Here is an 11,620-nt window from a genome sequence, read left to right as displayed (position 1 = left end):
GATGTGAACTATCCGCTTAGCGTGGATGAAGTGATCACTCTGGTACGTGCAGCATTCGCCAACGATACCGCAGCCGCAGCGCATGCATTGTTGGCTGGCTACAACGAAACCTTCGACTGCCCGCTGGCGCGCGCCGATCTGTAATAGATAGCGCGTAAAGCAGACGGGAGAGCAACGCTCTCTCTGTTGAAGGTACAAAAGAAAAGGGCGGTTCCCTTACAGGAATCGCCCTTTAGTATGGTTCGGTTTACGGAATGGGATTAACGGTTTTTACCATTACCTTTTCCGTTACCACCCGTGCTACCAGACAAGCTGATGGATACGGTCGCAGTCGATGTCTTCTGGCCATCACTGATGGTGTAGGTGAAGCTATCGCTGCTCTTGAAGCTCTTCGACGGAGAGTAGTAGATCGTACCGTTGCTGTTGACGCTCACGGAACCTTTACTACCCTGGGTTACACCCACAATGCTCAGCGCATCGTTTTCCGGATCGTAGTCGTTGCTCAGTACGGAGATAGTCACTGCAGTTTTGCTAGACAGAGTTACGCTATCGTTGACCGCAACAGGCGCAGAGTTATTATTCACCGCCGCTACAGAGACGCTTACGTTTGCGCTATCGGAACCACCGTTACCGTCAGATACGCTGTAGCTGAATACTTCAGTGCCCGCATAACCAGCAGCCGGTGTAAAAGTGATAGTACCGTTGCTGTTGATCACAGCACTACCGTACACCCCGCTTACAGAGGTGATAGTCAGTGCATCGCCGTCAGCATCGTTGTCGTTGTTCAATACCGGAATCACAACAGAGCTACCGCTAGTTGTCGCTGCGGAGTCACTCTGTGCAACCGGTGCAGTGTTCGTGTCAGATGCCGGGTTATCAACCACGTAGGTCACGTTGCCAGTTTTGCTGTAACTGCCACTTGCGGCGGTAACGGCGATATCGTAGAAACCGTCAGCTGCCGGACTTGCGGAGTTTACGGTCAATACAGTAGTCGCACTCTGACCTGGTGCCAGCGATACGCTGTTCGCGTTGAAAGACGCACTCCAACCGGACTGCACATTAGCAGACAGGTTAAAGCTGTTGTTTGAACACGCCGCACCGTCATTGTTGGTTACGGTTACGTTGTAGTTCACTGCGGTGCCCGCAGCAACCCAAGGACCCTGAGCAGGGGAGAACGTCAGAGTTGGGTTGCTACGTACACAACTCTGTGTACCCATAGATACGGTTATTACAGCACGGTTCTGGTCACCGGAAACGGCAGTGATGGTTACACCTGCTGCAGAATCGGTGTAGCTGCGACCGAAGGTCAGCGCCGGATCACGGGTGTACAGGTCGTACGTTTCAGGCGTCATATCCAGCAGGAAACTGGTGTTGCTGCTCTCTTCAGGTACACCGGTACGGATCACAACACCGTTCATCACGTTGTTCTGGTCACCGCTGGTCAGCGTCGCATCGAAACCTACAGGCTGGCGGTACTCGACGTAGTAGTACTCAGGATGGCCCCACTGGTCGAAACCTTTCTGCACTTTCAGTGCCTTGGTGCCGTTTGTCTGAGACGCATAAGGCTCGATCTCGTAGGTACCGTCGCTAGTAATGAGCTGGATACCCGGCGTGTTGCTCTGGTTCAACCAGCCCAGGTATTCCTTAGGGAACGGTGCGAAGTGGCTTGAAGAGGCCCAACCCATTACATCCACGCCATCACCGTATTCCAAGTGCTGACAGCTTGCGCCGATCGTCTCACCGTTACAAGACAGGGAGTGGGAGTGGTGCAAACCGAAGTTGTGGCCCATTTCGTGCGCGATTACGTCCATGTCGATGGTGCCGTTAATCCAGGCTTCAGAACCACCAACCAATGCAGTACCGGACCAGCTGCATGCACTGGTCTGCGGCAAGATATACAAAAAACGATTGTATGCAGATACGTTCACACCTGCGTTGGTTGCCGCCTGTTTAGCAGCTGTCGCGATGTCACGGTTGTTACAGGTAGAGCTGCTCAGAGGCAGTGTGTACCAACCCTTGGTGGTACCTGCCAGCGTAGTCTGACCGTAAGAGTTTTCGTTGAAGTAGCTGTTAACTTCGCCAAATACGGCGTTGTTTACCTGGCTGGTGGAAAACGGCTGCGCAGTGTTGTCCTGAAAGTTAACCAGCAGCACCAGTGTGTCCTGCTGACCAGTAGTATTGTATGGGGAGACTGGTGTACCACCATTGCTGCCACCAGTTGCGTCGCCACCGGCTGCCAGCATCAGGATGCCGTCGTCATCGCCGTTTACAACCAGGCTTTCTTCGCCATCGGTGTTGGTAAAGACAACGCCTTTGGCGTTGACATGACTACCGGTGAACAGCTTACCTTTGTCACCTGCAATGTGCAGTTTTACGCGCTTGCCGTTGTTGGTTTTCAGCTCGTGAACCAAGCGAGAGTTTTCAGGATTGGTGAAATCGTCCCGGTAAGACACTTCCAACTCTCCATCCAGGTCGATATGTTGTTCGATCAGTTCCTGAACTTCGGCGGGCATATCCTGCGCAACGTCTGCAGGAATAGCGATACGTAGTACTTCAGCCGGATCTGTTTCTGCCAGCTCGGTCAGCAACTGCTGACGGGCCTGCGCTTTTTCGATCAGCTTGGCTACACCCAGCTTTTTACCGTTACCGCGGGACTGAACCCACAGACGATGTTCGGTAATAAGATCCTGGGTCGCAGCTTCAGCGTTTGCACGCTGTGTGCTCGTTACGGAATATGCCTGAGGCGCAGCGTTGTCGTGATAAGGGGCAGATACCGCATAGCCCGGAGTCAACAGCAGGGCAGATGCAATGCCCATGGAAGCAATCAGATATGTAGGTTTTGGCGCCTTGAGCGTCATGAGAATCTCCGCAAATTGGGTTCGCGAAAGATCCTCAACAGCTGCGTACTGACGCGCGAGGGTTTACTCTCCATGGGCAGTTCGGCCATCCCCACAACATAGATGGGACCCGTGACTTTGCGACGCCTGATTACTCAGGTTGTGCCTTTATCCGGAGAGGATCTTTCAATTCTTTACGCGGTACTGTTTTCCCGCGAACAGACCCTGTTGGCCGACTCTCGTCAGTGAGACCGTTATCCAATCACATCAATGTGCCCGTTGACCTTCCCTGTCCAAAGTGGATGCGTTCAGCCAGTCGGGTGGTAAAGCGAAAGAATAAGGGGAGGTGATTGATACACGTGCGAGAACAAATGGACGCATGAAGCGAGTCTGTCTGTGCCGGATTTCCCTACCCAAACCCGGCGCGACGGACATTCAGCTGTTCCCCGCAATGTATCGCCAACTCTCACCGCAACCTTCGGTTCGTTCGCTTTACACGCTGTAAACTAAATTAACGGGGTGCATCCTAACATTTACAGCTGATCATGTCTTATACAGTTGTGGAATAAAACATGCGTTTGACTGAATAAAAAGTGATCGTTCGTTCAGGAACTTTTTGGAATATCGATGAACATGGGACGGTTGTTACTGTTCAATCTATTAATCATCATCGTAAATATCGGCGTCATCAGCGGAGATGATGTTCTCGTCAAGTTCGTCCCATAACAGGATGATTGGACCTGCACTGTAATGAACATGTTGATGGAGAAATCTGCGGGATCTATTTCGGAAGGAGGGGACAAGATGAGGATAAGCGCCGACGATGTGATTAGCGCTTTGATCACTCTTAGCAGGAAGATTACGATCTGGGGGTGACCCGTTGTCGTTCTCCTGATGGAATAGTTTTGTGTCTGGACTGCGGTGCATACTTACCTCCATCCCCTAAAGATAAGTATGCAACCTTTAAGCCATCAATTAAAAATCTTTATTTTCAAGTAGATACGTTTTTAGCTTTGAGGAAAGTATCACAAAACTGTTAAGGCACTGAAACATCCTTCCTCAAACCGTACTTGTCGATCAGGCGATAAAGAGTCACACGTGACACGCCCAGGATTTTTGCAGTTTTGGTAATGTTGTGGTGGGAGTAGTGCAATCCACTCTTTACGGCCATCTCTTCAGCATGGTTGCGCGCTTCGTCGAGGGACATGACCTGTAAAGAGACCGGCGCTTGAGTGAGACCCAGGTCACTTGGAGTAATCAACCGATTTTCACCCATCACCAAGGCCCGCCTGATCCGATTTATCATCTCGCGTATATTGCCCGGCCAGTGGTGTTTGTTCATCGCTTCAACGGCGTGGTTAGAGAAGCCTTGAACGCGGGTATCATATTCCTGTGAGAACTTGCGCAGGAAGTATCGGGCCAGCAGCTCAATATCTTCGTACCGTTCGGCCAGGGTTGGCATCTGAATATTGAGCACATTCAGCCGGTAGTAAAGATCTTCACGGAATCGACCCTCTTCGACCGCCTTTTCCAGGTCAACGTGGGTGGCGGCGATGACACGCGCATTAACGCGCAAGCTTTCATTACCTCCCAGACGTTCGATCGTTCGCTCTTCCAAAAAACGAAGCAGGTATACCTGAAGCTCCAGGGGCAAATCGCCAATCTCATCCAAAAAGATTGTGCCATTCTGTGCCGCTTCAATACGACCAATCTTGCGTTTATAGGCACCGGTAAAGGCGCCTTTTTCATGCCCAAACAACTCTGCATGAATAAGGGTGTCCGGCAAAGCGCCGCAGTTTACGGCAATAAACGGTCCATCATGCCTCGCTGAACGCTGGTGTATCGCGCGGGCAACCATCTCTTTACCGGTACCGGTGTCACCACCAATCATGACCGGGGCGTCTACATTTGCGACTTTGCGTATCTCGCTGAAGACTCTGCGCATCGGTTCACTGGAACCGACCATCTCGGTTTGATCATATTCATTTGCGCCCTGGCTCTCCAGTGAGCGCAGAAGGGCAATCCCATAAGCGTGACCAAGCGCCGCTTTCAGATAGTTAAGGTTGTTGTCGAGCGGAAGTGTAAAGTAGTCGTGGAAATTCGCGCAGATCAGATGTTGGAAGTTCGCATCAAGCAGGTCATTGTGTTCAATGAGGGCGATCCAGATGGTGTTATATTCTCGACTCACAATGTCCATAACCTGCTGGCGTTGCAGGTCATTCAGGTGGCTGAGATATACAATCCCCACCAGATACTGATAATCGTGAATACACGCTTTTGCACGGGGGGACGTTGTCACCCGATCAAGCGCCCAATCGTCGAAATGAAAACTGTCAATGTTGCTTGGATGGTACTCCGCCATGTCCAAGTACAGCGCTTTACGAATCCCTCCATCATCCCGCTGCGCTAGTTGTGAAACCGGGTTCATAGCTGAGGCCTTATATTGTTGTTTGTGAACAGGTGTACAAACATTACCCAACCAATATGTAACTTAAGTGTAGACACCGATCACACGCACTGAAGTGAAAACCTTGCAATACACTGCTATTAAACTTGCGTTACATCGAATCTAAATATGTCATTAACGTGAACGCTTAGCTCAAACGAATGTAAGAATGGCTGTACAAAAATCGCGCATTTATTCCAGGTCAGATCTATATTTGTATCTGTAACCAAGGGGTACTTGCCATGTATAGCAACTACTTTGGATTATCCGAACCTCCTTTCGCGATCGCGCCCGATCCGCGCTTCCTTTACATGAGTGAACAACACCGCGAAGCGCTGGCTCATTTGCTTTACGGTATAAACAGTAATGGCGGATTTGTGCTGCTGACGGGCGAGGTCGGTACCGGGAAAACCACTGTCTCACGCTGCCTTCTGGAGCAACTGCCGGAAAATACCGAGATCGCATTTATTGTTAACCCCCAGTACACGGCAATCGAACTGCTGGAAGCGATCTGCGACGAACTGAGCATTGAGTGTCGAAAAGAGGGTGAACTCAAGGACTACGTCGACGCAATCAACGAACATCTGCTGGATAACCACCGTAACGACAGGCATACAGTACTCATAATTGATGAAGCTCAGAATCTGTCCGCCGATGTGCTCGAAACCATTCGGTTGCTGACAAACCTCGAAACCAACACCCAAAAACTGCTGCAGATCATCCTGATTGGCCAACCCGAGTTAACCGACAAACTATCTCAACCTGAACTTCGCCAGGTAAATCAGCGCATCACCGCACGTTACCACCTGCGTGCGCTATCCAGGGAAGAGCTGCCCGCATACGTTGCCCACCGTTTATCTGTTGCAGGTGTCGACGGTCAGCTGTTCCCGCCATCGTCGATTAAACGCTTATATAGACTCACCAAAGGTATTCCGCGCTTAGTAAACATCATCTGCGACCGGGCACTGCTCGGCGCATACGTGCAGCGGGAAAATCGGGTTGAGGAAAAAACGCTTGGCAAGGCGGCCAATGAGGTATTTGGTGACTCGTCACCGGCAATATCAGAAAGAACTGAAAAACGGGGTGTGATGTCACTTGCAATCGCGGCCTGTTTGTTTGCATCTGCGGCGCTGGGTTATGTGCTGTACACCCACAATCCCGAACAAAGCATAATGCAGTCAGCTCAATCGGTTACATCACAGGTGATAGAGCAGGGTGAAAAAACGATTTCCGCCATCACTAAGTCAGATGGGCCTGGCACGATCAGCAGTGGGCAGGAACTTTCAAACCCTGCCAACTGGCAGTGGCCCACAGGTACCGATACATCACGGACGGAAGTGCAGGCCTATAAAGTACTGATGCAACAGTGGAACCTAACCTACGAGCCCAGAAAGCAACCTGCCGTATGTCGTTTTGCGGAATCCAATGGGCTGCGCTGCTTATTCAACATCGGTAGCCTGGATGAACTGATAAACCTGAATCGGCCAGCGGTACTGAAATTATTCAACGCTAAAGGGCAGAACTTCTTTGGCACATTACTCGCCGTAAAAGATGGAATTGCAGAAGTCGCTATAGGAGGGGAAGTACGCCGGGTTACAGTAGAGGACCTGAAGTTATGGGTCGTTGGCAAATACACCGTGATGTGGCGAGTGCCGGAGCACTATAAGGCGCCAATTCAGCCCGGCATGGAAGGTCCTGAGGTCATTTGGCTGGATCGTCAGTTGGCCTTATCCCAGAGCAGGGCGCCGCGTTATTTCAGGCTGCAAACCTATGACGGTGGTTTAGTACGACAAGTGAAACGCTTCCAGGCCAGCAACGGGCTCGTCCCCGACGGCGTAGTCGGCCCTCATACCGCAATCCTGCTCAATTCGGTGAGTGAGAACGACACCCCTATGCTGAAAGCTGATCAAGGGGAGGCGTGACATGTCATATATTCTCGACGCCCTCAAACATTCTGACCGCGATCGCAACAGGGGGAAGGTTCCTGACATACAGACCCAGACGCTCCAGCTAGTGGAAACATCCAGTGGAAAGCCGATCCCTTATATGTGGGCCGGCGTCGTGTTTCTGGCAATTGCTATCGTGCTTGTCGCGGGAAAATCCATCCTGGATGGTACGACAAACCCCGTCCAAACGCCTTTTCAGGCACCACAGGCTGAAGCCATTCCTTCTATATCCTACATGCCGGAAAAAAAAGTCCAGGTGCCTTTGCCTATTCAGGCGACCGATCCACCTTTACGCAACGACGAGTGGCTGCTTTCAGCTGACGCTTTGGAAGAGGTGGAGAACGTGCGTATCAACACCACTCAGGCACGCCAAAACGACCTTTCTGTTGCAAGTACACGGTATGCGGATAACTTGAAGCAGCAAGCTATAGTCAGCACACCAAAACCGACAAAGCCTACACCACACATTTCAAAACCAGCTTCACCGGAACCGGCAACCGTAGCCTTCACCAAGCCTAAGGCAGTGCCTAAACCCCAAACACCGGCAGAACCCGATCCATATGCAGGGATTCCACATCAAAAACAGCTACCGCTGCAGGTCCAGCGGGCATTGCCTGAACTTAACTTTACGGTGCATATCTATTCCCCAAAACCCGCATCACGTCTGGTTAAAATTAACGGCATGAGACTGCGGGAGGGGGATCAGATCAGCAGCGCACTAAAACTAAAACAGATCACCAAGGACGGGGTGATTCTCTCCTACAATAATCGCCCATTCTGGCGTACAACACGATAAGCAAGCCGGTATGCACTGTGGGAGCGGAGGCTCCCACTCACACCTATTACATACTGTTACATCTCTGCACAACTCTCTACATCGCCCACAAATCCTATTTACAGCTCAGCGTTAGTCTAACTGTCATGAACTTTTGCGTCGTGGCAGCTTCCCCTTCCTGCCCGCAGTAGAGGTTCATCAATAAAAACAAATAAGAACGCTACTGCGGAGGATGAACACAATGAATACGAAGATGAAACGCCGTGTATCTGGCGTTTTGCTGGGTGCAGCCATTGCTGCAGCTTCCGGCACAGCATCTGCGTACAACCTGGTTAACGAAGACGGCAAAGAACTGAACTTCGATCTCGAAGTTATTGCAGGTTACTTCAGCAGCCAGGAAACCTACGGTAACAGCGAAAGCGATCCTAGCTGGACGGAAGCTTACGCAAAATACGGTTTCTCCGGCAGCACTATGATCAGTGACGACGCAGCACTGTACGGTGCTGCAAACGTCGTTACGTCCGCAACCTTCGGCGACGGTGACGCCGCAGGCCTGACCACCGGTGATGAAAGCGAAACCGAGATCGAAGATCTGTACGCAGGCTTCCGTAACGACATGGTCGACTTCTCTTTGGGTCGCCAGAACGTAACAATCGGCGACGGTTTTATCCTGAATGGCGACTCGCTGAATATGGGTGAAGGCCTGGACGGGATCGTACCTGGTTTCAGCGCCAACCGTGGCGGCGCGTACTGGCTGGCGCCGCGTAAAGCGTTTGATAAAACCGCAGTACTGAAACTAGGCGGCGATTCGGGTTTGCGCTCCGATATCTTCTGGATCGAATCCGACAACCCAGCGCAATCCAGTGTAGAAATGGCGGGTATCAACGTCGAGCATGTATCTGAAACCGGTACTTTCGGCGCGATGTACCTGGAAGGCCTGGACGTTGATTCAACAGCCGCAAGCTTCTTCGGCCAGCAGGGCCGAGATGGTCAGGAGACACTGAGCATCCGTTACCAGGGCAATGCAGGTGTAGAAAACCTGTTCCTGTCCGGTGAATACGTCACCCAGGAAAACGGTGTAACCGGCGCTGATTCAGATGCATGGTACGCAGAAGCGGGCTGGACCTTCGCCGATATGCCTTGGTCTCCGACTGTTAACTACCGTTATACCAGCTACGACAATGGTTACGACCCACTGTTCTTCGGCTTCAACCGTGGTTACGGCACATGGTTCCAGGGCGAGGTTGCAGCGAACTACGCAGGTCCATTCGGTACCGATTCTGATGTTCACTACCTGGGCGTGACTGCCACTCCAAGCGAAACCCTGACCGTTGGAGCGATGTATTTCGATTTCAGCGACACCAACAACGGTGCGGGCACCAACGACGCAAACGAAATCAACATCTGGGCAGAGTGGGTTGCTGCAGATCACCTGATTATCAGCCCACTGGTTAGCTTCTACACCCCTGACAGTGCGTCCAGCACACAGGGCAACGATGACACCAACACCTACTTCCAGGTACTGGCGATCGTACCGTTCTAATCATAAGGATCGGACGAACAAATACCGGCCCCCGCAAAGCGGGCCGGTTTATTCGGTATAACAACCTATAAAGGAACAACCTCCATGCAGACAGAATTCAGTTTAATCATCAACGGCAATAAGGTAGCGGGAGATCGTGGCACTTTTGATGTGATCAACCCTGCAACAGAAGAGGTTGTTGCCGCATGCCCATACGCATCTGTTGAGCAGCTTAATGCCGCTGTAGATGCCGCTGAAGAAGCCTTCAAGACATGGCAGTACAGCAGTAACGAAGAGCGTAAACAGGCACTGCATCGCATTGCTGACCGTATCGAAGCGAATGCGGCAGCACTGGCCGAAGTGATCGTAAAAGAGCAGGGTAAGCCAATGTTCCTGGCTCAGGCGGAAGTGGGCGGCGCAGTAGCCTGGACCCGCTATACAGCGGACCTGGAGATTCCCGTTGAAGTGCTGGAGGATTCCGAAAACAAGCGCATCGAACTGCATCGTAAACCACTGGGCGTCGTGGGTTCTATTACCCCTTGGAACTGGCCGCTGATGATCGCAGTGTGGCACATCATGCCAGCGCTGCGTACCGGTAACACCGTGGTCTGCAAACCATCCGGCCTGACGCCACTCAACACCATCATGCTGGCTGAGATCATCAATGAAGAAGTTCCGGCAGGTGTCATGAACGTTCTGACCGGTGAAGCGGGCATCGGTAGCGCAATTACCGGCCACGAAAAGATCCGCAAGATTGTATTTACCGGTTCTACCCCGACTGGCCAGGCAATCATGCGCAACGCCGCATCCAACCTGAAACGTTTGACCCTTGAGCTCGGTGGCAACGATGCGGGCATTATCCTTCCGGACGCAGATGTTGATGCGATCGCAGAAGGTATATTCCAGACTGCATTCCTGAACATGGGCCAGACCTGTGCGGCACTGAAACGTCTTTACGTTCACGACAGCCAGTACGATCAGGTGTGCGAAAAGCTGGTCGCGATCGCCAACGCCCAGGTTGTAGGTAACGGCATGGCTGAAGGCACCACCTTCGGACCGGTACAAAACAAAGACCAATTCGAACTGGTAAAAGAACTGGTAGAAGACGCCAAAGCCAGCGGTGCCCAGGTGCTGTGTGGCGGCGAACCGCAATCGGGTAAAGGCTTCTTCTATCCACCCACCATCGTCGCGAATGCAACCGATGATATGCGCATTGTTGCTGAAGAGCAGTTTGGCCCGGTACTGCCAGTCATCCGCTACAGTGATCTAGAACAGGCTGTCGCACTGGCAAATAACTGTGATGTGGGTCTTGGCGGCTCTGTGTGGTCATCCGATATCGAGGCCGCTCAGAAAGTCGCTCAGCGTCTTGAGTGTGGTACTGCGTGGATCAACGGTCATGCGGAAGTGCTGCCGCACGCACCGTTTGGTGGCTGCAAGATGTCCGGTTTCGGTGTCGAGTTCGGCCAGGAAGGGCTGTTGGAGTACACCGTTCCTCAAACGCTGAACATCAACAAGTAAATTCTATTTACCCCTCAAGCTGTGGGGCTCAATAACCCCACAGCAGCACTTTCGTGTGCTCTTTTCCTGTACTTTTCTTGTCACTTGGCTGTCTAGCTATTTCTCATGCTGGAGTTCGCAGGAACCTTCGGGTTCCTGCTTTTTTTTGCTTGGAGTTTGGTGAGGTGGTTCATACTGGATCCTGTAGGGCAGCTTTTAGAGGGTGTCGCGACACGACTGCGCTGGCTGATACGGCGTTAAAAATATGCTCAAAATGCTCATTTACACCTACATATTGTAGGGCAGCGTGAACGCTGCCGGCAGCGTGAACGCTGCCCTACAGTCTATCCCGTCCTAAAGTGCGTTTTCGCAGCTTTTTTGCCTTGTCTCAGCTACGCTCGTTACGTTTTGCGACACCCTCTAAAGCTGCCCGTGATCACCTACGATGACGACGCTGCCCTACAAATTCCTATCAGGTATATCCAATAACAAAAACTGTACGCATTCTCACGCAGAGCACGGGAACGAGGAGAAAGGTAGCTTTCCCCGGCAATCAACGATCAACCTTTTTAAGCAGTAATCCACTACATTCCTTAA

At 51.7% G+C, this 11,620-nt stretch carries 6 protein-coding genes and 1 riboswitch; of the genes, 4 read left to right on the top strand and 2 right to left on the bottom strand.

Going from position 1 to position 11,620, the window contains the following annotated elements; all coding sequences use genetic code 11:
• Positions 1 to 260: 260 nt before the first annotated feature.
• Together QKW35_RS19770 and QKW35_RS19765 are read right to left on the bottom strand one after the other, a co-directional pair.
• The gene (locus QKW35_RS19770) at positions 261 to 2,858 is read right to left on the bottom strand and encodes an Ig-like domain-containing protein (protein ID WP_282355911.1); all 2,598 of its coding nucleotides are present in this window, start codon (positions 2,856 to 2,858) and stop codon (positions 261 to 263) included.
• Between the two features lie 72 nt (positions 2,859 to 2,930).
• Positions 2,931 to 3,014, bottom strand: a riboswitch (cyclic di-GMP riboswitch).
• 859 nt (positions 3,015 to 3,873) lie between these two features.
• Entirely contained in the window at positions 3,874 to 5,265 is a 1,392-nt protein-coding gene (locus tag QKW35_RS19765) for a sigma-54 dependent transcriptional regulator (RefSeq protein ID WP_282355910.1), read from the bottom strand.
• Between the two features lie 260 nt (positions 5,266 to 5,525).
• Here QKW35_RS19765 and QKW35_RS19760 point away from each other — a divergent pair, with 260 nt between their 5' ends.
• The 4 genes from QKW35_RS19760 (at position 5,526) to QKW35_RS19745 (ending at position 11,044) form a co-directional block, all read left to right on the top strand.
• The gene (locus tag QKW35_RS19760) at positions 5,526 to 7,205 is read left to right on the top strand and encodes an ExeA family protein (protein WP_282355908.1); all 1,680 of its coding nucleotides are present in this window, start codon (positions 5,526 to 5,528) and stop codon (positions 7,203 to 7,205) included.
• A gap of 1 nt (position 7,206) precedes the next feature.
• Positions 7,207 to 8,025: a general secretion pathway protein GspB gene (locus QKW35_RS19755; protein ID WP_282355906.1), complete on the top strand. Its 819-nt coding sequence runs from the start codon at positions 7,207 to 7,209 to the stop codon at positions 8,023 to 8,025.
• 220 nt (positions 8,026 to 8,245) lie between these two features.
• Complete coding sequence (locus QKW35_RS19750) at positions 8,246 to 9,547, top strand: alginate export family protein (protein ID WP_282355903.1); 1,302 nt, start codon at positions 8,246 to 8,248, stop codon at positions 9,545 to 9,547.
• 84 nt (positions 9,548 to 9,631) lie between these two features.
• Positions 9,632 to 11,044, top strand: a complete 1,413-nt coding sequence (locus QKW35_RS19745) for an aldehyde dehydrogenase family protein (protein ID WP_282355902.1) — start codon at positions 9,632 to 9,634, stop codon at positions 11,042 to 11,044.
• Positions 11,045 to 11,620: the final 576 nt, after the last annotated feature.

Origin of the sequence: Pontibacterium granulatum (genome assembly GCF_029961155.1) — a bacterium.
In the GTDB taxonomy this organism is placed as follows: Bacteria; Pseudomonadota; Gammaproteobacteria; order Pseudomonadales; family Balneatricaceae; genus Pontibacterium; species Pontibacterium granulatum.
Note: the sequence above shows the minus strand (reverse complement) of the source record. Positions and strands in the feature narration are given on the sequence as shown.

Bases quoted from the DNA above. Each gene is read 5' to 3' on its own strand.
- QKW35_RS19770 (WP_282355911.1), bottom strand. From the start codon at position 2,858: ATGACGCTCAAGGCGCCAAAACCTACATATCTGATTGCTTCCATGGGC.
- QKW35_RS19765 (WP_282355910.1), bottom strand. From the start codon at position 5,265: ATGAACCCGGTTTCACAACTAGCGCAGCGGGATGATGGAGGGATTCGT.
- QKW35_RS19760 (WP_282355908.1), top strand. From the start codon at position 5,526: ATGTATAGCAACTACTTTGGATTATCCGAACCTCCTTTCGCGATCGCG.
- QKW35_RS19755 (WP_282355906.1), top strand. From the start codon at position 7,207: ATGTCATATATTCTCGACGCCCTCAAACATTCTGACCGCGATCGCAAC.
- QKW35_RS19750 (WP_282355903.1), top strand. From the start codon at position 8,246: ATGAATACGAAGATGAAACGCCGTGTATCTGGCGTTTTGCTGGGTGCA.
- QKW35_RS19745 (WP_282355902.1), top strand. From the start codon at position 9,632: ATGCAGACAGAATTCAGTTTAATCATCAACGGCAATAAGGTAGCGGGA.